The 21,181-nt window shown below is 30.1% G+C and carries 18 protein-coding genes; 4 read left to right on the top strand and 14 right to left on the bottom strand.

Annotated features, from left to right (window positions below; translation table 11 throughout):
• Nucleotides 1-48 precede the first annotated feature (48 nt).
• Nucleotides 49-942 (top strand): AraC family transcriptional regulator, encoded by an 894-nt coding sequence (locus tag LQE93_RS07350; protein ID WP_231072842.1) that lies wholly within the window; start codon nucleotides 49-51, stop codon nucleotides 940-942.
• A 10-nt stretch (nucleotides 943-952) separates the two neighbouring features.
• Nucleotides 953-1,801 (top strand): MurR/RpiR family transcriptional regulator, encoded by an 849-nt coding sequence (locus tag LQE93_RS07345; RefSeq protein ID WP_055268037.1) that lies wholly within the window; start codon nucleotides 953-955, stop codon nucleotides 1,799-1,801.
• Between the two features lie 277 nt (nucleotides 1,802-2,078).
• On the opposite strand, the gene LQE93_RS07340 is transcribed toward LQE93_RS07345, so the two are convergent.
• Nucleotides 2,079-2,939 (bottom strand): Cof-type HAD-IIB family hydrolase, encoded by an 861-nt coding sequence (locus LQE93_RS07340; protein WP_055268093.1) that lies wholly within the window; start codon nucleotides 2,937-2,939, stop codon nucleotides 2,079-2,081.
• Between the two features lie 537 nt (nucleotides 2,940-3,476).
• On the opposite strand from LQE93_RS07340, the gene LQE93_RS07335 reads away from it, so the two are divergent.
• Nucleotides 3,477-4,298, top strand: a complete 822-nt coding sequence (locus tag LQE93_RS07335) for a nitroreductase family protein (RefSeq protein ID WP_186837883.1) — start codon at nucleotides 3,477-3,479, stop codon at nucleotides 4,296-4,298.
• Between the two features lie 214 nt (nucleotides 4,299-4,512).
• Here the strand turns inward: LQE93_RS07335 and LQE93_RS07330 are convergent, their stop codons facing one another.
• From LQE93_RS07330 to LQE93_RS07305, 6 genes are all read right to left on the bottom strand, one after another.
• On the bottom strand, nucleotides 4,513-5,163 hold the full coding sequence (locus LQE93_RS07330) for a DUF305 domain-containing protein (protein WP_055268033.1): 651 nt from the start codon (nucleotides 5,161-5,163) through the stop codon (nucleotides 4,513-4,515).
• A 257-nt stretch (nucleotides 5,164-5,420) separates the two neighbouring features.
• Entirely contained in the window at nucleotides 5,421-6,350 is a 930-nt protein-coding gene (locus LQE93_RS07325; RefSeq protein WP_055268031.1) for an ABC transporter ATP-binding protein, read from the bottom strand.
• Nucleotides 6,319-7,416, bottom strand: coding sequence for an ABC transporter ATP-binding protein (locus LQE93_RS07320; RefSeq protein ID WP_055268029.1), 1,098 nt, complete (start codon nucleotides 7,414-7,416; stop codon nucleotides 6,319-6,321). Before LQE93_RS07320 ends, LQE93_RS07325 begins: the two co-directional genes overlap by 32 nt.
• A 13-nt stretch (nucleotides 7,417-7,429) precedes the next feature.
• Nucleotides 7,430-8,497, bottom strand: a complete 1,068-nt coding sequence (opp3C, locus tag LQE93_RS07315; RefSeq protein ID WP_055268027.1) for an oligopeptide ABC transporter permease — start codon at nucleotides 8,495-8,497, stop codon at nucleotides 7,430-7,432.
• Nucleotides 8,490-9,431, bottom strand: a complete 942-nt coding sequence (locus tag LQE93_RS07310; RefSeq protein WP_055268025.1) for an ABC transporter permease — start codon at nucleotides 9,429-9,431, stop codon at nucleotides 8,490-8,492. Before LQE93_RS07310 ends, opp3C begins: the two co-directional genes overlap by 8 nt.
• Before the next feature lie 69 nt (nucleotides 9,432-9,500).
• Complete coding sequence (locus LQE93_RS07305; protein WP_231072835.1) at nucleotides 9,501-11,183, bottom strand: peptide ABC transporter substrate-binding protein; 1,683 nt, start codon at nucleotides 11,181-11,183, stop codon at nucleotides 9,501-9,503.
• A gap of 431 nt (nucleotides 11,184-11,614) precedes the next feature.
• Between LQE93_RS07305 and LQE93_RS07300 the strand changes: the two genes are divergently transcribed.
• Nucleotides 11,615-12,325 (top strand): DUF434 domain-containing protein, encoded by a 711-nt coding sequence (locus LQE93_RS07300; RefSeq protein WP_231072833.1) that lies wholly within the window; start codon nucleotides 11,615-11,617, stop codon nucleotides 12,323-12,325.
• A gap of 147 nt (nucleotides 12,326-12,472) precedes the next feature.
• Here the strand turns inward: LQE93_RS07300 and LQE93_RS07295 are convergent, their stop codons facing one another.
• From LQE93_RS07295 to LQE93_RS07265, 7 genes are all read right to left on the bottom strand, one after another.
• A complete protein-coding gene (locus LQE93_RS07295; RefSeq protein ID WP_231072831.1) occupies nucleotides 12,473-13,258 on the bottom strand; it encodes a glycyl-radical enzyme activating protein in 786 nt (261 codons plus the stop codon).
• Nucleotides 13,259-13,274: 16 nt separating this feature from the next.
• On the bottom strand, nucleotides 13,275-15,800 hold the full coding sequence (locus LQE93_RS07290) for a glycyl radical protein (protein WP_231072820.1): 2,526 nt from the start codon (nucleotides 15,798-15,800) through the stop codon (nucleotides 13,275-13,277).
• A gap of 259 nt (nucleotides 15,801-16,059) precedes the next feature.
• The gene (locus tag LQE93_RS07285) at nucleotides 16,060-16,689 is read right to left on the bottom strand and encodes an ABC transporter ATP-binding protein (RefSeq protein WP_055268015.1); all 630 of its coding nucleotides are present in this window, start codon (nucleotides 16,687-16,689) and stop codon (nucleotides 16,060-16,062) included.
• Nucleotides 16,679-17,620 (bottom strand): ABC transporter ATP-binding protein, encoded by a 942-nt coding sequence (locus tag LQE93_RS07280; RefSeq protein ID WP_055268013.1) that lies wholly within the window; start codon nucleotides 17,618-17,620, stop codon nucleotides 16,679-16,681. Before LQE93_RS07280 ends, LQE93_RS07285 begins: the two co-directional genes overlap by 11 nt.
• A 76-nt stretch (nucleotides 17,621-17,696) precedes the next feature.
• Nucleotides 17,697-18,563, bottom strand: a complete 867-nt coding sequence (locus LQE93_RS07275; protein ID WP_055268011.1) for an ABC transporter permease — start codon at nucleotides 18,561-18,563, stop codon at nucleotides 17,697-17,699.
• Nucleotides 18,556-19,539 (bottom strand): ABC transporter permease, encoded by a 984-nt coding sequence (locus tag LQE93_RS07270; protein ID WP_231072818.1) that lies wholly within the window; start codon nucleotides 19,537-19,539, stop codon nucleotides 18,556-18,558. Before LQE93_RS07270 ends, LQE93_RS07275 begins: the two co-directional genes overlap by 8 nt.
• Nucleotides 19,532-21,172 carry an ABC transporter substrate-binding protein gene (locus LQE93_RS07265; protein WP_231072816.1) on the bottom strand — a complete coding sequence of 547 codons (1,641 nt, stop codon included), beginning with the start codon at nucleotides 21,170-21,172 and terminating at the stop codon, nucleotides 19,532-19,534. The genes LQE93_RS07270 and LQE93_RS07265 overlap by 8 nt, the downstream gene beginning before the upstream one ends.
• Nucleotides 21,173-21,181: the final 9 nt, after the last annotated feature.

Below are 21,181 nucleotides of genomic sequence, written 5' to 3'. Positions count from 1 at the left end.
CTAATATTTTATAACAATCGTATTTTTTATTATTTATCGGAGGTTTATATGATTGAAATGAAATTATTAAATGATAATTCAGAAGTTATCTCTTATAACTTTGAAGGATTTCCAATCCTTTCAAAACAATCACTACTTTCAGAATATCCTAATATGGCTGCCCCTAACCATTGGCATGATGATATAGAATTCATAGTAATTTTAGAAGGCAAAATGTCATACTCCATTAACGGAAAAAGCTATGAATTGAAAAAAGGGCAAGCTATCTTTGTAAATTCTGCACAAATGCATTATGGATATTCATGCGATGGTTCTGACTGTGATTTTATTTGTATAATATTCAACCCATTAATTCTTTCTGCTATAGAGAGTATAAAAAACTCATATATAATTCCAATATGCACTGATACTTCACATCCATTTTTTATATTTGATTCATCTATTGGATGGCAAAAAGATTTTATAGAGAAACTAACTAAAATTCATGAATTTTGTTCTTATAAAAAAGATGGTTTCGAGTTGCAAGTTATGGCTAATTTATATTCAATCTTCTATTGTCTTTATCATAACGTTAAAAACTCTAAAAGTTCTCAAGAAGCTTATTATGATAAGAACTTAGACTCTCTACATAATATGGTTGGATATATTCAGAGAAATTATAAAAATAAAATTACATTAAAAGAAATTGCATCATCAGGAAATGTATGCCGTAGCAATTGTTGCGAAATTTTTCAATCAACATTAAATAAATCTCCTATTTCTTATCTTATAGAATATCGTATAAATAAAAGTATTAAATTACTTAATAATACTTCATATACAATTACAGAAATAGCACTTAAATGTGGTTTTAATAGTTCAAGTTACTTTACTGAGATATTTCATAAACACCTAGGATGTACTCCTTCTCAGTATAGAAAAAATAATACTAATAAAGCTTAGGAGGTATCTCATGAATATTTTTACTCAATTAAGAAACACAAAAAACTTAACTAATAACGAAAAGCAAATAGTTGATTTTATCTTAGATAATCCTAATGCTTTTTTAAATATGAGCTCTGAGCAAATTTGCAAAGAATGTTTTGTCTCTACAACAACTTTATATCGTTTATGCCAAAAATTTAATCTATCAGGTTTATCAGACCTTAAAGTTAAAATGTCTGGCTCAATAAATAGTTATCTAAAAGAAAATAAAGATTTTGATTTTGACTTTCCTGTTAAACAGAACCAAAGCCACTATGAAATACTTACAAAGATAAGAGAAGATTATGACCAAACATTATTATCAACATTTAATCTATTCAATCTAGAACAATTAAGACTTTCTGTTAATGCCATGAAAAAAGCAAAACAAATTGATGTTTATACTTCTGCAGGTAATATATTTTTTGCTGAAAACTTTAAATTTCAAATGCAAGAAATAGGTATTACAATAAATGTGCCAGAAGAAGAATATAACCAAAGATTAGTAGCTTCATGTAGTGATGAAAATCACCTAGCTATAGTAATTTCATTTGGTGGTAGAGGTCTTTTAGTTAATAAGATTATTAAGACTCTAAAAGGAAATAAAACACCAATATTATTGATATCATCGACAGAAGATAGCCCAATTAAGGAATATGCCGATTATCAGTTATATCTATGTTCTAACGAAAATCATTATAATAAAATATCATCTTTCTCAACTAGATTATCATTGCTTTATATATTAGATATACTATTTGCGTGCTACTTCAAAACTGACTATGATAAAAACTTAGAAAAAAAATTAAATTATTATAAAAAAATGATAGAAAGCTAAATAAAGTGCGAGCTAAGTCTCGCTAGTGAAAAGTCGACTCTGTCGAAGTGAAAGGGTACTACGTAGCGGGGAAAAGTTAACTACGTTAAGGGGAAAATGCTACTATAAGTAGCAGAGAAAAGCATTTTATCTCATTAGAGATCTTTTCCCTATTGCCATAGTCAATATTTTCTCCTCAGCTTTAGCTGACTTTTCCCCTTTGACGAAGTCAAACCTTTCACCAAAGAGCTTCGCACTTTATTTCGTTTGCACTTATCTTATTCTTAACTCTACAGTATTAGCTATTAACTAAGCAAAGTTCTGGCATATGCTCATGTAATGATACTGCTATTCCATCTTCTTCATTTGATGAAGTTATTTCATCTGCTATAGCTTTTAAGTCTTCTACAGCATTTGCCATAGCAACTCCGATTCCTGCATATTTAACCATTGATGCATCGTTATGCCCATCTCCAAAAGCAATCATTTCTTCTCTTTTATATCCCATTGGAATTAGGACTGTATCTAAAGCTTTAGCTTTATCAATTCCATTAGCAGTAAATTCAAAATAGAATGGTGCTGTAAACATACAACTTAATTTATCCTTAAAAGGCTCCATCATAGCTTTATAATTTTCTGCTAAATAATCTGCCTCTCCTGCAGTTAAAATTTTATTTAGTGGATAATCAGCAAATGCTGCTAAATCAGCTTTTTCACATAATTTAAACTTTCCTCCACGAGACTCGTATTGAATTATATTAAATGGTTTACCATTAACCTCTATCTCATTATCAAAAACATCATTAACATACATATAATCGCCTTTATCAATCATAGGCTTAACTTTAAATTTTTTCATATGCTCAAGAACAGCTTGTCCCTCTTCTACGGTCATAGTTTGATTGAATAAAACTTCATTAGTCTCACAATCTACTACCTTTGCTCCATTAAAAGAAACTAAAAGACCGTTATGTTTATCCATCTTTAGCTCTTTAGCAAAATCCATTAATCCTGATGTAGGCCTCCCTGATGCTAGTATTAATTTTGCCCCTGCTTCTTGTGCTTTAAGTAAAGTTTCTTTAGTTTTTTCTGTAATTACCTTTTTACTATTAGTTAATGTTCCATCTACGTCCATTATTATTACTTTTATACTCATAATATTATCTATCCCTTCCATTACTAATTATTACAATTGATAGATAAAGAAATTATCTTATATATAAATATTTTGAGGAATTATATCAAAAATATTTATTAGTATGTGCTGTTTACCTTTAATAAAATAATTTTTCTTTATCTATCTCTACAAGAGAAATTATAATTAATATAAAAATAAAATAAATATTTTTGGAATCTAAAGAATTATTTTTTCATTTTTCTATACATATTTATAACTTTTTTGAAAAATCTTTATCATAATATCAACTTTTTCAACCTATTTAATTTATTATAAAGAAAAGACTATTATCTTAAGAAATAATAGAGATATTATTAACTTTATTAATAGTTACCATAGATTAAATTAAATTCTTATTAGCAGAATAACTAATAAGAATTTTTTCATAATCATACCTAATTTAACATAATAATTTAATTATTTGCACAAAATACTTTTAATATTACTACACACTAAATATATTTTCTCGCTGACTATCAATTTAATAGGCACATAATAAAATCAAAGGAGTGTTTTCAAATGTTTAAAGTAGATAGACACAAGTGTATAGCTTGTATGCAATGTATTAAGGATTGCCCTGCTCGTGTAATTTCATTAAAAGATGGAAAAGCAGATATTAATAATGAAGGTTGTATTAAATGTGGACACTGTATAGCAATATGTCCCGTAGATGCTGTTTCAACAGATGATTATAACATGAACGAGGTAATACCTTATGACAAAGAAACCTTTTCTGTAGACGCTGATAATCTCTTAAACTTTATTAAATTCAGAAGAAGCGTTAGAAGATTTAAAAATAAAGAAGTTGAAAAGGAAAAGATAATGAAAATTATCGAAGCTGGAAGATATACTCAAACTGCAACTAATAGCCAAGACGTTTCTTATATAGTAGTTACTGAAAAACTAAATAAACTTAAAGAATTAGCTTATGAAAGCTTAAAAAGAAAAGGTGAATATATATTAGCAAATTTAACACCTGAAACAGAACACCTTAAGAGATATGCTAATATGTGGCTATATAGTTATAATGAATTCAAGAAGGACCCAATAAAAAATGATAGACTATTCTTTAATGCTCCCCTTTCAATATTTGTTACTTCACCAAATCCACTAAATGGTGGTTTAGCATCTTCAAATATGGAACTTATGACTGATGCATTAGGTCTTGGAACCTTCTTTAGTGGCTTCCTACAAATTGCTGCTCAAGATAATAAAGAAATACTAGATTTACTTGGAATAGAAGATAGTAAATTAATAATTTCATGTTTAGTAATTGGATACCCTGATGTTAAATATCAAAGAACTGCCCCAAGAAAAACTGCCAATATTAATTGGATATAGCACTATAAGTCGGCATAATATGCCGACTTATCTATCATAATTGCTATTTATTTTACTTTATAATCATAAAATTGAAAAAGAATATCCTAATAAAAGAAGATGATTCATGTTCAATACATAAATTATCTTTTTTTAATTGCATTCCCATATAAAATTATTATGATTAACTATATAGGGTACATTTTAAATTGTATGAATATATGGTATTTTAATATTATTTAATTCCTGCTAATAATTCTTTAGCTTTACTTATTTGTTCTTTCTTAACATTTATAATATTTTCAGCTACTTTCTTAACTACTTCATTATCAGAATATTTTAAGTAAGTATTTGCTAACGCTATATCTGCTTCATTATTTAAATTCATTATATTTAAATAATTCTTAGCTGGATCTTCATATCTTTCATAAGCATATAAATTATTAAATCTACCTTTAAGTAAACTATTGAACTCTTTAACGTATGCCTCGTTTCCTTTAGTAGGTTTATTCATATCTTTAGCTAAATCTTTTTTTATGATTCTCATTTCTCTTAATTCACCATTTTCAGCAGATAATAAATCATTTGCATATTCAAGTACTTCAGGATTATCAGTATATCCTTGAATAATAGTAGAAAGCTGTATTTCTTCAGTATGTAATGCTATCATCTCATTAATAAAATTATAATCAATGTTTTCAGTAATAGGTAATACTTGCATAGTTTTTTCCATTCTCTTTATTATTCTTTCAGATTCATTATCAAACTCACTATACTTACTTTCTTCCATAACATAACCATTGTTAACTTCTGTCTTTTCTAAAGCATATACTGGTTTAACCATAAAACTAGTAAACAATAAAAGAACTAATAAATACTTTTTCATAATAGTGCCTCCTATAATATAACAATTTATTTTTTTTCATAAAAATACTACTGATATTACTAAACACTAAATATATTTCCCTGCTAATCATCAAATTATTATGTTATAGCAAAATTACAAAAAATTTCTAAAAAAAATGCTACCTTAAAACAATTTTAACAATAAAATTTTTATTAAAATAACTATTGTTTAACTGTTTTAAGGTAGCTATATATTATTAAGGAGGTATCTGTTAGCATAATAAAACAAAACTATCTTCAATTACTTACCCAACTTTTAAATTCTTCATCGGTAGCAAGAACGTAATGAGTTCCTCCTACATGTTGTTCTTTACCTTTACTATAATCTATTCCACTAGTCTCATAACAATACTCTTCTGCTATTCTCACTTTTTCTACTATAGGATTAGGATGTGGAATAGCTGATATTAAAGATTTTGTATATGGATGTATTGGATTTGAAAATATCTCTTCTGTAGTTCCTGTTTCTAATAGATTTCCTAAATGTAAAACACCAATTCTATCGGAGATATATTTAACCATTGATAAATCATGAGCTATAAATAAAAATGCTATATTTGTTTCTTCTTGTATATCCTTCATTAGGTTTACAACTTGAGCTTGAATTGATACATCTAATGCACTTATAGCTTCATCTGCAATTATAAGTTTTGGATTCATAATAAGAGCTCTTGCTATTCCTATACGCTGTCTTTGTCCTCCTGAAAATTGATGTGGATATCTACTTGCGTGCTCTCTTGATAATCCTACTTTTTCTAATATTTTATATACTTTTTCTTCTCTTTCTTTTTTATCTTTACATAATCCATGAATGTCTAGACCTTGAGCTATTATATCTAAAACCTTCTTACGAGGGTTTAAACATGCCATAGGGTCTTGGAAAATCATCTGCATATTTGTCCTAAGATGCTTTTCTTCTTTTTTAGAGAGTTTTCCTGTTACATCAACTCCATCAAAGGTTATCTTTCCTCCTGTAGGATTATATAAACGAATAATAGACCTTCCAATAGTAGACTTACCACTTCCTGATTCACCAACAAGTCCATAAGTCTCTCCTTGATAAATATTAAAGGAAACTCCATTAACAGCTCTTACCATAAACTTTTTATTTACTTTAAAATACTGCTTTAAATTTTCAACCTTTAGCAAAGGCTTCTTCTCTTCCATACATGTCCGCCTCCTTTAACATTCTATCTATCTTTAACTTAAGCTCTTCTGGCATATCTATTTTTGGTGCTTTTTCGTGAAGCAACCAAGTTGCTGCATAATGAGTGTCTGAAACTTTAAACATTGGAGGCTCTAATCTATAGTCTATTTTTAATGCATACATATTTCTTGGTGCAAAAGCATCACCTTTAACAGGCATTAAAAGATTCGGTGGACTTCCTGGTATTGTGTACAGCTTATTGTCATCTGTATCTAAATCAGGCATTGCTGATAAAAGTCCCCAAGTGTATGGGTGCTTTGGCTCATAAAATATTTCATCTACCTTACCTTTTTCAACTATTTTACCTGCATACATTACTGCTACATAATCTGCAACCTTTGCTACAACTCCTAAATCGTGAGTTATATATATTACTGATAGATTCATCTTTCTTTGAATATCTTTTATAAGCTCTAATATTTTAGCTTGAATAGTAACGTCTAAAGCTGTTGTTGGCTCATCACATATTAAAAGGTCTGGGTTACAAGCAAGTGCTATAGCTATAACAACTCTTTGTCTCATTCCTCCTGAAAGCTGATGAGGGTAGTTTTTCATACGCTTTTCAGCATCATTTATCCCAACAAGCTTTAATAGCTCTACAGCTCTATCATAAGCTTCCTTCTTAGACTTTTTATAGTGATAAATCATTCCCTCCATTATTTGTTTTCCGATTGTCATCGTAGGGTTTAGAGATGTCATAGGGTCTTGGAATATCATCGCTACCCTCTTCCCATTAATTCTATCTCTCATTTCTTTTTTAGATAGTTTTAATAAATCTACATCTATTTTTTCATCATCCCTATAATAAGTAAAATTAACAGTACCAGAATTTATTTCTCCATTATTGCTTAATATGCCCATAACAGATTTCATTGTAACTGACTTACCACTGCCACTTTCACCTACTATAGCTAATGTTTCACCTCTATATAAATCAAGCTCTACTCCTCTAATTGCATTTACCTTACCTTGTGATGTTGTAAAAGATATGGATAAATCTCTAATTTCTAATACTTTTTCTCTCATCTACATCCACCTCCTACATTTCCTTCATCTTAGGGTCGAAAGCATCACGAAGTCCATCTGCTAGCATATTAAAGCTAAGCATTAATAGTGCTAAAACTACTACTGGTGGTATTATCATATAAGGATGTGTTGTAAATGACTTAAATGCTTCACTTATAAGTGAACCTAAAGATGCCATAGGTGCTGGAACTCCAAGTCCTATAAATGCTAAAAATGCTTCTGTAAATATTGCATTTGGAATTGAGAACATTGTATTTGTAATTATTTGACCAAAAATATTAGGTAATATCTCTTTAAAAATTATAAAGAAATTTCTTGCTCCTAAAGTTCTTGACGCTAATATAAATTCTTGCTCTTTTAATTTTAAAACTTGTGCTCTAGCTATACGACTCATACCAATCCATCCCGTAATCATAAGAGAAAATGTAATTGTTAAAAGTCCAGGCTTTAGTACAATTATAAGCAAAGTAACTATTACAAGATTAGGTATCCCATTTAATATTTCAGCAAATCTTTGCATTGCATTATCAATAGCTCCACCAAAATAACCTGAAATAAGTCCATAACTCAAACCAAAAAGCATATCTATTAAAACTGCAACTAATGCTATATATAAAGATATCCTTGTCCCCATCCATGTCCTAGTAAATATATCTCTACCTAAAACATCAGTTCCAAACCAGTAATAAGTATCTTCAAGTCCTGTAACACTACCATTTGCTGATACATATTTATTAACTTCTACTACCCCTGATGATGTTGTCATCTTTTCACTACCATCAAATATCCCCAACTTCTCTAACCCTGGAATTCTTGGTGCTAAATTTTGATGAGCTATTATTTGAGAGTCATAAGTATGTTCATTTAATCCAACCCCAATTACAGCCATAAATATTATTAAAACTATACATATTAATCCGATTATTGCACCTTTATTTTTAACAAATCTACTCAATACATCTTTCCAATAAGGTTGACTAGCATAGGTAGTATCAATAGTAGCTACATTTTCTGAACCAACTAATTCAAAATCATCGTCTAAAAAATCTAATTCTATATCTCTTGCAACTACATTACTCATGGTTATCCTCCTTTGCTAATCTTATTCTTGGGTCAATTACTCCGTATAATATATCAACTATAAGCATTATTCCTATATACATTGCACTATAAATAAATGCTAAAGCCATAATTACGTTATAATCATTTGATTGTATAGCTGTAACTAAAAGGCTTCCTATTCCAGGAATAGAAAATATCTTCTCTATAACTAAACTACCTGTCATAAGACCTACAACAAGTGGTGCTAAAACTGTTATTATTGGAATTAATGCATTTCTTAATTCATGTCTAATTATTAATTTTGCTCCTTTTATCCCCTTACTTTCAGCTAAAAGTATATAATCTGAATCTATTACCTCTAGCATCTCTGTCCTTGTAAACCTAGCTATTGTAGCTACTGTAAACATACATAAAGCAATTGTCGGTAATATAGAAGATTTAAATGGTGTTCCCGTAGAATAAAGAAGTGGAAACCATTTTAATTTAAATCCTAAAGAATATGAAAGTGCTAAAGCAAATACATATGATGGTAAGCTAACACCTAAAACTGAGATTATTGTTGTTATTGTATCCCAAATTTTATTATGATTTAGTGCTGCTGTTATACCTAAAATCAATCCTACTATAGTTCCTAAAAGAACTGCTTGTCCTCCTATTTTTAGAGAAATAGGCAATCTTGTTTTAAGTAAAGTTGATATAGGTGTATTTTTAGCTATTGTGTATGAAACTCCAAAGTCACCAGTAATCATGTTCTTCACATAATTGAAAAATCTTATATATATAGGCTGATCTAATCCATATTTCGCATTTAATATAGCTATTTGATCTGCTGTTAATTTTTCATCATTAAATGGAGAGCCTGGCATAAATTCTAGCATTAAAAATAATACTAAAAGGATGGCTAATAGAGTTAACACCGCGATACATATTCTCTTAAACAAATATTTTTTCATCGTGTTTGCCTCCTTTAAACAATATTACAGTGGCTAAACTTAGACCACTGTAACATTTGTTAATACATCTTAATTTTTAGTAGTATTTTTAAATACTCTATTAATACCTACTGAGTGGAACTCAATTCCTGAAACATTACTCTTAATCATTACAGCATTACCTTTTTGGTAAACTGGGAATATAACTGCTTCATCCATTACTACAGCTTCAGCTTCTTTAAGTGCTTCCCATCTCTTTTCAACATCTAATGCTAATTCACCTTTTTTAGCTGATTGAATTACTGCATCATAATCTGGATTTGACCAGAAACCATAGTTGTTAGCACTATCTGTAGTCCACATATCTAAGTAAGTCATTGGGTCTGCATAGTCAGGTCCCCATCTAGTTAATCCTAATTCAAATGTACCTTCTTGCATTCTTTCAACTCTGTTCTTCTTAGGCATAACTTCAAGATTTATAGTAACACCTGGAAGTGTAGTTTGAATTTCTGCTTGAATAAATTGTGCTACATTTTGAGCTGATTCTGTATCTTCAACTATCATTGTATAAGTAAATGAATCTTTACCTAATTCTTCTTTAGCCTTTTCAAAATATTCTAAAGCTTTTGCTTTATCACAAGAAAGATAAGTAGGAGTTCCGTCTCTAAAGTCCTTCCCATCTGGTCCTGTTGCTAATAATGTTGGTACTGCAAAATCTGCTACTATAGAACCATCTTTTAATATATTATTTACTATCGCATCCTTATCAAAAGACATAGCTAATGCTTTTCTTAAATTTTCATTTTCTAATCCAGCGACAGTTTGGTTAGGAGATATATACCAAAGGTATCCAGCCATTATGTTGTTAAACTCAGAGTCTCCTTGGAATTGCTCTACTTGTTCACCAGAAAGTGTAGCTACATCTAAATCTCCGTTTTGGTAAGCAAGCATAGTTTGTTGTGCATCCTTAATTACTTGATATTTAATACCAGAAAGACTAACTGCATCAGCATTCCAATAATCTTCATTTTTAACTAACTCTATTGTTGTTGCTGCTGGTTCATATGAAGTAACTTTAAATGGTCCATTACACAGAATAGTATCTGGACTTGTAGCAAAACTATCACCACATTGATTAAAGAACTCTTCATTTACTGGTAAAAATGAAGGAAAAGACATTAAGCTTTCAAAGAATGGAACTGGGGTATCCAATTCAATTTCTAAAGTCTTATCATCTTTAGCCACAACTCCTAATTCGTCTAAATCCATTTCCCCAGATGCAATTGCATCAGCATTTTTTATACCTGCAATTCCTACTATAAATGCATATTCACTTGCAACATTAGGATCTACAAGACGCTTCCATGCAAATACAAAATCATTTGCAGTTACAGGGGTTCCATTTGTCCATTTTGCATCTTTTAAAGTAATTGTATACTTTAATCCATCTTCACTCTTTTCAACAGTGTCTGCTAACGCCTTAATAGGTGACCCTGCTTCATCTACAGAGAATAACCCTTCAGTTACTGCAGCTAAAACTTCAAATGAAGTTCCATCTGTTGCAATTTGTGGGTCCATTGATGCTACTTCAACATCGATATGAACCTTTAAACTATCACTACTTTGGCTAGTAGCTCCATCTGTAGATGCTGATTGATTAGAATCTCCAGATGAAGTTCCGCCTGATGATGTACTACTATTTCCACATGATATCAGCCCCAATGACAATGCAGAAACAAGTACCAAGGATAATAATTGTTTAATCTTTTTCATCCTTTTGCCCCCTTATTAATTTTTATAAAAAACAAAACGAGGTTATAGTCTTTTGTTTAAGTCTTAACCCCGTTGTTTATTATATATTATTATAATGAGTTTATTTAATATTTGTCAATAATTTCCATTAAGTTTTTTTAATCTATCAATGATTTTCGTATTACATTATTTTTTTAATAATTTACTTAATACTTTTAATACAAACGTTTTCCAAGACACATTTGTATAATTTTCGTAAATTAATCCTAAAACTTTATAAATCCTTTAAATAACTGATATATTATTCTACAATATTTTAATGAATACTGATATTATTATCTTTATATTATTTCTTACTTTCTATTTTGAATATTGATATTTTTACATTCTTAATCAGTTTTATGTATACACTACAACTATATAATTAATTATTGTAAGTTGGTGAATTTGATTTGAGTAAAATATCAAAAAGAGGTTTTGATTTAAATGATAAAAGATGGTTTTCTGAAAAAGAAATTATTAGACTACGAAAAGCTCACGAAGAAATAAAGTGGCTACTTGATAGAGATTATAAACTTGAATCTATAATAAACTTTGTTGGAAGTAGATATCAATTTTCTACTAGGCAAAGAGATGCTTTAAAACGTGCTACTTGTAGTTCTGCAAATGAACTACTGAGAAAATCTAAAGAAATTAGTATTAATGATATAAAAGGACAATCTCTTAATATAGATGGATTTAACTTAATAATTAATTTAGAAGTTGCATTATCCGGAGGGACCTTAATAACAGGTGATGATGGATTAGTAAGAGATTTAGCTGGACTTAGAGGCACTTATAAGCTTATTGATAAAACTGATATAGCTTTAGACTATATATTTAATTTCTTAAATTCTATAGATATTGAAAGCATTAATATATATTTAGATTCCCCTGTCTCTAATTCAGGAAATCTTAAAATTAAAATCTTTGAATATACTGAAAAATATAATCTTAATACAAGTGTAGAATTAGTAAATAATGCTGACGTTATTTTAGAAAAATTAAATAACGTAGTTACAAGCGATGCTACTATTCTTGATAAATGTATCAGCCATTTTAACTTAAGCAAAACAATAATAGATAAGTATATACAAGATGCAAATATAATTTCTTTAATATGATTTCTATAACTATATCTTAATTATTAAATATATTTTTACTATTTTAATTTAAACAAATAAGTCAGCATAATTGATATGATTACATAAATATAATCTCATATCTCTATGCTGACTTTATATTTTAACTATTAATTTATTAACTAGAGCCTATCCTCCAATTTGTCCTCTAAGACCTTCGTTTAATACTACTTCTAAAAGCATATCCATATAGTCACTACTTAAAGTTTCCACTCCATCAAGTATATAATTTCTATCTAATCCTGTGTATTTATCTTGACCCATTCGATGATAAGGAAGTAGGTGTAATCTAGTTACTCCTTTTAATGTTTTTGCAAATCTTGCAATATCTCTTATTTCTTCCTTAGTATGATTGAATGTTGGAATTACAGGAACTCTTATAATTAAATCAGAGTCTGACTCTGCAATTATTTTAGCATTTTCTAAAATAACCTTATTATCTCTTCCAGTAAACTTCTTATGCTTTTCTGAATTAGTATGCTTAATATCCATCAGAACAGTATCAACTTCTGGAATTATATATTTTACTATATCAGAGTCTACTGCTGCTGTGGTTTCTATTGCAGTAGAAATTCCAATCTCATTACACTCGTGGAGTAAAGCTTTTGCAAATTCAGGCTGACACATACACTCTCCTCCTGATAAAGTTATCCCTCCACTAGAACGTTTATAATATGCTCTATCTTGCTTTATTTTTTCTAATACCTCTCTTACAGTTACATCCTGTCCTATAATCTTATTCTTTCCAGCTACAATCATATTTTCAATATCAAATCTTTGAGATTCTGGATTACAGCACCATTGACACCTTAAAATACATCCTTTTAAAAATACTATTGTTCTGATTCCTGGACCATCATGTATTGAGAACTTTTGTATATCAAAAATTCTTCCCTTTACATCTAAATTACTCATATTTTATCTCACCCTTCTAGAAACCTCTTTGTTCTGTACGGTTAATTATGTCATCTTGTAATGACCTAGATAGTGACGTAAACAATGCACTATATCCAGCAACACGAACTACTAAAGTCTTATATTTTTCTGGATATTTTTGAGCTTCAATTAATGTTTCTCTACTTACTACATTAAATTGAATATGACTTCCCTTTTGGTCAAAATATCCTCTAATAAAGTTAACAAAAGCCTCAAGTCCAGTTCTTCCTGCTAAAACCGATGGATGGAATTTTTGATTAAATAACGTTCCATTAGATGCTATTCCATGGTCAAGTCTAGCTACAGAATTAGCTGCTGCTGTAGGTCCATTAACATCTTTACCAGCTGAAGGTGATACACCATCTGCCACTGGGGTATAAGCTAATCTTCCATCTGGAGTTGCACCTGTTTGTGCTCCTAGAGGTACATTAGCTGAAACTGGATAAAGTCCAGCTTGGTATTGACCACCTCTTGGATTTTTATAATTTTCTAAAGGTTTAGTATATACATAAGCAACATCTCTAGCAAATTGGTCTACTTCCTTAATATCATTTCCGAACTTAGGAACAGCTTCAATCATTTCTAGTAATTTGTCATATTTAGCTTTCTTAGAATTATCTAAACTATCTAATGCAATTGTGGCTGATACTTGTGCAACTACCTCTGCATTTATAGCATGTCCATCATTCTCTAATTCCTTAATAACTTCTCTTGTTAGCTCTTCAACTCTTTCTAAAGATATACCTCGTCCATAATTATTTTCAAGTGCATCCTTATACTCAGCTAATGTTACCTTCTTTTCATCAAAAACTAATTTTTTAATTGCATATAAAGAGTCTGCCATATTTGCAATACCAAACCCTTGAGGCCCTGTAAAGTTATATATTGCTCCACCTTCTTGAACGCTCTTTCCTCTACTTATACAATCATCAACCATTGATGATAAATAAGGTAATGGACACCTTTCCATATGAGCCATATCTATAGAATTGTCTGCATTAACTAATAATTCTATACAATATTTCATTTGCTTTTTATAAGCATCATAAAACTCTTCAAATGTATTCATCTTAGTTACATCACCAGTTTCAACTCCAACAAGCTCTCCTTTATCATAACCATTACTAAATACTAACTCCAATGGTCTACACATATTAAAGAACGCCGCATCATGCCATCCATCTGTCTTTCCAGCCTTTTGAGGCTCAACACAACCTATTATGTTATATTCTCTAGCATCTGCTAAAGTAAGTCCACGATTAAGTAATGATGGAATTATAACTTCATCATTGTAATATGCAGGTAATCCAATTCCTGTACGAGTTAATTTAGCTGCTTTTATTAATAATTCATGAGGACTTCCATTCCATACTCTAACTGATAATGATGGTTGAGGTAGCATTACGTGCATTGATGCTTCAATTGCCATAAAAGATAAATCATTAGTTACATCAATATCTCCTGCATCTTGTCCTCCAACTATCAAGTTTTGGAATAAACCATAACCTGCAAAACCTTCTGCTGAACCAGCATCTCTTACTTTATTTAAATCATTTAATTTTACCCATATACAATCCATTAATTCTTGGGCAAACTCTTTAGTTATTTTTCCTGCATCTAAATCTGCCTTATAATATGGATACATATATTGGTCAAATCTACCTGGAGATATAGAATGTCCACTAGACTCTACTTGAAGTAACATTTGCACAAACCAAAAAGATTGGCATGCTTCATAAAAGCTTCTTGCTCCTTTTGCTGGAACTCTTGCACAGTTTGATGCTATTTGTAATAGCTCTACTTTTCTATTATTATCTTTACATTCTTTAGCCATATTAAGAGCTAATTCAGCATAACGATTAGCATAATCTATTACCGCTTCACAACTTTCTATAACAGATTTTAAGAAGTGACTCCTCTTAGCATAATTTTCATCTGCCACATTACATTTAGAAAGTTCCTCTTTTACCTCTTTTATAATTCCTTCATATCCTACTTCTAAAACCTTTTCATACTTTACCGTAACATGTCCAACTCCATTGTAATAATAATTTCCTGGAGTAAATATGTTATGTTCCATTGCTCTTATAGTTTCATCAGCCATATATGATGTTGCTAATTCACTAGTAGTCTTACCTTTCCAATACTTATAAACTTCTCTTAATATCTCTTTATTATCTTCAGATATGTAAAAAGGATCTGCACTTCTAGTCTCAACAGTGTCAAATTCTTTTTCTAACCATTCATAAGAAAACTCAGGGAACACCTGACAGCTTCTTGGGGATTTAGTAGCACTTCCTACAATCAATTCATCTTCACGAATAGTTATAGGAATATTTTTTAATATATGAGAAAATGCCTTGGCTCTTCTAACTATTATAGGTTGGCCTTCAGTTTCTTTATACGACTCTGTTAAAAGTACAGCTCTATCTGATTCTATCTCTGGCAACTTCTCGAATAACTTATCTACAAGTTTTTGTATTCTTGGACTTTTATTTATTTCATAAATACTTTGACTCATGTTATCCTCCCATTTGTATATTACCCTTTTCTTTAATTTCAATTTATACCTATACATATTAATATACTCTTTTTTAGAATTTTTTCAATATTTTTACACTAATTATTGTTGTTTTATCTTTGTTTATGTTGTATCTTTTTGGGTATAACAAAAATAAAAACCTCACATTTCTGCGAGATTTTTATTTGCCTATATTATTTTTTGCATTTAATTCGACCATAGTTAATATTAAAAAATATTTTTTTACTCCTCTTTCTTCTTACACTGCTATTTCTTCTTTTTTATTTAATTTAGGTAATTCTATAATTCTATCACACACTCTATTGGCTAATTCAATGTTATGTGTAACTACAAGCATCCCCAATTCATTCTCTTGCGAAGTTTTTAAAAGAAAATTCCATATTTGAGCTTGAGTTATAACATCAAGCATAGTACTTATCTCATCACAAACTAAAAATTTTGTTTCTGGTCCTAATACTCTTGCTATACAAAATCTTTGTAACTCTCCACCGGACAATTCATTTGGCCATCTATTAAACCAAGACTTTTCTATACCCATCTCTTGCAAAATATTATTATCAACTTCCCATGCTTCATTTAATATTTTTGCCATTTTCCATCTTGGATTAACTGACTTTTCAGGATGTTGATAAATCATTTGAATTGGGCAATATACATTCTTCGGAAGTGGCTTACCATCCCATAGAATTTCCCCCTTTTCTGGCTTTATATATCCAGATATTATTTTAGCTAAGGTACTTTTTCCATATCCTGATGGACCAACTAATGCAACTCTTTCCTTTGAATCTATAGTAAAGCTAACATCTTCAAGTATCCAAGGAGAACTTTTATTGTAACGATAACTTACATTTTTAACTTCAAGTAGCATTAATACATCTCACCTCTCCGCCTCTTAATTTTCTCATTTCAATATTTTTATTGCATTCTTCAGTTCTCATATGACATCTATCTCCAAATAGACACCCTGTTGGTAAATTTCCTGCATATGGTTGAAATCCTGGTATAGATTTAAACTTATTTTGTGGTAAAGCATCTATGAATGCCTTACTATATGGATGTCTCAATGCATCTTTCCCTTTTATAAAATCATCTACTTTTGCTATTTCAACTATTGTTCCTGAATAAAAGACAGCTATTCTATCAGCTACATTTAACGCTAAATCCACATCATGAGTAATTAAAAGAATACCACATCCATTATCTGCAATATCTCTAAAATGCTTCAAAGTATCCATTGCTAGTTCTATATTTAAACCTGGAGTTGGTTCATCTGCTATAATTAACTTTGCATCATTCATTACAGCTGTTGCTATTAATACTCTCCTAGCCATTCCCCCCGATAGTTGAAATGGGTATTTGTCTGCAACATTATCTTCTAAATCATATCTTTTAAATATTTCTTTTCGTTTTTTTTCACTTCCATTAATTCCGATAACTTGCTTTCCAATCTTCATTAATGGATCTAAAAATTCTACGGATTGTGGTATAAAAGATATATCTTTTCCTCTAAGCTTTTTTAACTTTTTCTCTGTTAAATTTTCTCCGTAAAACTTTATATCACTTTTTATATTTGAATTGCCTGGAAGTATTCCCATTATTGCATGGGCAAGAAGACTTTTTCCCGAACCGCTTGACCCCACAACCGCTACTATTTCTCCCTTTTTTACATTTATACTTAATTCATGAATAACTTCTAAATCATTTTTATTTAAACCTTTATCATACATATTAAAAGCTACTGATAAATTATTTACTTCTAATGCAAATTCATCATATACACTCTTTGCATTATTCCTCATACCTTCCTCCTTATTAAACTAATATTTATCATAATTAAGAAAATTACCACCATCTCTTAATTATCAATTTTGAAAATTATTCATTACCACTATTCGGATTTATTAATTGTTTAAGATTTTCGCCAATTACATCAAATAGTAATACAACACTCAATAACATAAGCCCTGGGAATAATGCAAGCCACCACTTTCCTGTTGCAATATGTTTCATAGCTTCTGATAATATTACACCAATTGCTGGAACTTCAGCTGGAAGCCCAAACCCTAAAAATGTTATAGATGCTTCATGCATAATAGCATGTGGAAATAATAGAACAACTCCAATTAAATATACTGGAAGAACATGAGGTATAATATGACTTATTGCTACTTGAAATTTACTTTTTCCCATCTTATAAGCTGCTTGTACATATTGTGCAGAGCGAACCTGTAATACCTCAGCTCTAACAAGTCTAGTCAATCCTGTCCAATGAGTTAATGAAACAGCTACAGTAACTCCTACAGCTCCTCTTCCAAGCATAAATGATATTAATATTAATAAAATTAGATGTGGAATTCCCATGCAAAGATCTACACACCAGTTAATAAATCTATCATACCATCCACCTATAATTGCAGATGAAACACCAAATACAAGTGCGATAAATGAACTTACTACAGAGGCAAAAATACCGATTAATATACTATTAGATAATCCCTTAATACATCTCCAAAACATATCTCTTCCCATAAAATCTGTACCAAATAGATGTCCTAAAGAAGGGCTAATAAATTTTGCAGAGTAATCTACAGCATATTTATCTGGATTCATTATTAAACCTACAATCAAAATTGTTACTAAGTAAATCACTGAAATAGTTATATAAAATACTATCCTTTTTCTTCTATTAGAAAATATTTGTATTCTTTTTTTTCCTAAATTAACTGAAGGATTTTTAAGCATGATATCCCTCCTCTTTTAACCTTGGGTCTAAAATTCCATATAATATATTCGCAATTAAATTACCTGCAAATACAAATATAGCACTAAATATTGCAATCCCAAGTAATAGTGGAACATCTCCATTTAGTCCAGCAGCTGTTGTTGCCGTACCTAATCCTGGGTAAGAAAATACTGTCTCTGCTAATGCCATTCCTCCAAAAAGTTCGCTGAAAGATGAGAACTGTTCTGTAATTGCTGGCAATGCTATATTCCTTACTCCATGCCTCATAATTAACTGAGTAGTACTTTCTCCTCTTGCCTTTGCAAAAAGTATAAAATCACTATTTAATATTTCTATTAATTTTTGTCGTGTAAATAATGTTATTTTTCCTATACTTAAAACACTTAATGTGAAAGCTGGTAATATAAGATGATATATTCTATCCCCAATGGTTACATCTGACGCTAATTTTCCCATTGGGGCTGCTAAGCCTATAGGAAACCAGCCTAACTTAACTGCAAATAAACTTAAAACTAATAAGCCAATCCAAAACGTTGGTGCTGATTGAAGTGTAAGACAAAAAACTTTTATAATCTTATCAAAAATACTACCTTTATATACACCAGCTAGAATTCCAATTATAAATCCTAAAACACCTGAAAACAGCCAAGCTACCATCATTAGAACTATTGAATATTGGAATCTTTCTAAAATTACTGTACTAACCGGTTGTTTAAATGTTATTGATGTTCCTAAATCACCTTGTAATACATTTTTTCCCCATGTTATAAATCTTTCCACTGGAGGGTCATTTAACCCCCAGTGTTCTGCTATTTCATCTTTTGCCTCTTTTGAAAGTGTAGATTCTGTTCCTACATATGATGTTAATGGGTCTATTGGGGATGATGTAACTAAAATAAACGCTATAATACTAACTGCAATTAAAAGTGATATCATCCTTAAAAATGTTGAACCTATATACTTTAATCTATTCATTAACCTTCCAATCCTTCATATTACAAATAATTGGTGAACCATGACCATGAGGATGAGCTATTTGAGTATCTACTGAAATATCAATAGAATCATTAACAAAATAACTATGCTCAATATTTACTATATATAAATAAGGATAGTCTTCTGCTGAAACAGCTTGTACTTCTTTCCACTTTTTAATTGCATCTTCTTGATTATTAGAATCTATTGCTTCATCTATTAATTTATCTACCTCTTCATTAGAATATCCAACTGTATTGTCATAAGCACCAACTAAGAATAGTTCTGAATAAAGTAATGACTTTAATACTGTTGGACTATATTGTCCCCATCCCCATACTATTCCAGCTGTATTAGCCTTTGCAGTAAGTTCATCCCATGTTCCTTGTTTTGCATTTATAGATATACCTAATTCCTTTGCATCTTCAGCAACTGCAACTGCTAATAAGTAACGTTGTTGGTCACTAGATGGTGAATATACATCAAATTCACATTTTACTCCGTCTTTTTCTCTAATTCCATCTCCATCTGAATCAACCCATCCAGCATCTTCTAAAAGTTTTTTTGCTTCTTCCCTTTGATTATCTTCATAAACTAAAGGATTTCCCCAAGTTAAATTATTAGTAAACCCAGTAGCTGGTTTTCCTATACCATTTAAAGCATTATTTATTATTGATTCTCTATCTATTCCTATACTTAAAGCTTTACGAACTGCAACATCAGAAGTAACATTATTCCCTACTGTTACTTCATTCCCATCATGATTCTTAACTACTTGTTCTGGTATACATGGCAAACTAATATTACGAACATCCATTGTTTCAAGATTTTCTATATGCATTCCATCTATTTCTTCAAGCGCATAATTTGGCGCTACCATAACTATATCTAATTGACCTGATTTTGCATTTGAAAATGCAGCTTCATTATCCATCTTTACAAAAGTTACTTGCTTAATTTCTGGTGCTCCTTCATAATAATCTTCATTTGCTTGAACTATTATTTGTTGGTCTGTATCATATTGAATAACTTTCCACGCTCCTGTACCAATTGGATACTTATCAAATGTTTCACTATCATAAGCATCACTCGGAACAATACCTAATAAAGCTATCGAATCAAAGAATGGAGAGTAACTTTCTGATAATTTAAATTCAACTGTATAATCATCTAGAGCAGTTACTGATTCCAATCTTGAAAGATCTACATTTTCATTATTTCCTTGATTTTCTTTAACAGTCTCATAAGTAAAAACTACATCTTCTGCTGTAAAATCTGAACCATCATGGAATTTAACTCCTTCTCTTAAATTAAATGTATAAACTAAAGAGTCATCACTTATTTGCCAATCAGTAGCTAAGTCCCCTTCATATTCTGACTCTGAATTAACCCTTGTTAATGCACAATTAGTAAAAGAATATCCATAGCTCATTGCTCCCTTAATTGGGTCTAAACTTCCTTCAAATATATTAGTTCCAACATATGCAGATATACTATCTTTAGCTTCAGTATTAACTACTACTTCTGTATTATCATCTGTATTTTTACTTGTTCCTTCACTAGCATTGTTACACCCCACAAACATTAAACTCATTGCAAAAATTAAAGATAACGCAATACTCCTTTTTCTCAATTAATTTCC

The sequence above is a fragment of the Clostridium sp. NSJ-145 genome, from assembly GCF_021044725.1.
Classification (GTDB): domain Bacteria; phylum Bacillota; class Clostridia; order Clostridiales; family Clostridiaceae; genus Clostridium; species Clostridium disporicum_B.
Note: the sequence above shows the minus strand (reverse complement) of the source record. Positions and strands in the feature narration are given on the sequence as shown.

What these genes read in the sequence shown, in the direction of transcription:
- LQE93_RS07310 (WP_055268025.1), bottom strand. Translation starts at nt 9,431, where the DNA reads ATGAAAAAATATTTGTTTAAGAGAATATGTATCGCGGTGTTAACTCTA.
- LQE93_RS07350 (WP_231072842.1), top strand. Translation starts at nt 49, where the DNA reads ATGATTGAAATGAAATTATTAAATGATAATTCAGAAGTTATCTCTTAT.
- LQE93_RS07305 (WP_231072835.1), bottom strand. Translation starts at nt 11,183, where the DNA reads ATGAAAAAGATTAAACAATTATTATCCTTGGTACTTGTTTCTGCATTG.
- LQE93_RS07325 (WP_055268031.1), bottom strand. Translation starts at nt 6,350, where the DNA reads ATGGAAGAGAAGAAGCCTTTGCTAAAGGTTGAAAATTTAAAGCAGTAT.
- LQE93_RS07330 (WP_055268033.1), bottom strand. Translation starts at nt 5,163, where the DNA reads ATGAAAAAGTATTTATTAGTTCTTTTATTGTTTACTAGTTTTATGGTT.
- LQE93_RS07290 (WP_231072820.1), bottom strand. Translation starts at nt 15,800, where the DNA reads ATGAGTCAAAGTATTTATGAAATAAATAAAAGTCCAAGAATACAAAAA.
- opp3C (WP_055268027.1), bottom strand. Translation starts at nt 8,497, where the DNA reads ATGAGTAATGTAGTTGCAAGAGATATAGAATTAGATTTTTTAGACGAT.
- LQE93_RS07285 (WP_055268015.1), bottom strand. Translation starts at nt 16,689, where the DNA reads ATGCTACTTGAAGTTAAAAATGTAAGTTATCGTTACAATAAAAGTTCT.
- LQE93_RS07345 (WP_055268037.1), top strand. Translation starts at nt 953, where the DNA reads ATGAATATTTTTACTCAATTAAGAAACACAAAAAACTTAACTAATAAC.
- LQE93_RS07335 (WP_186837883.1), top strand. Translation starts at nt 3,477, where the DNA reads ATGTTTAAAGTAGATAGACACAAGTGTATAGCTTGTATGCAATGTATT.
- LQE93_RS07280 (WP_055268013.1), bottom strand. Translation starts at nt 17,620, where the DNA reads ATGAGGAATAATGCAAAGAGTGTATATGATGAATTTGCATTAGAAGTA.
- LQE93_RS07295 (WP_231072831.1), bottom strand. Translation starts at nt 13,258, where the DNA reads ATGAGTAATTTAGATGTAAAGGGAAGAATTTTTGATATACAAAAGTTC.
- LQE93_RS07275 (WP_055268011.1), bottom strand. Translation starts at nt 18,563, where the DNA reads ATGCTTAAAAATCCTTCAGTTAATTTAGGAAAAAAAAGAATACAAATA.
- LQE93_RS07320 (WP_055268029.1), bottom strand. Translation starts at nt 7,416, where the DNA reads ATGAGAGAAAAAGTATTAGAAATTAGAGATTTATCCATATCTTTTACA.
- LQE93_RS07270 (WP_231072818.1), bottom strand. Translation starts at nt 19,539, where the DNA reads ATGAATAGATTAAAGTATATAGGTTCAACATTTTTAAGGATGATATCA.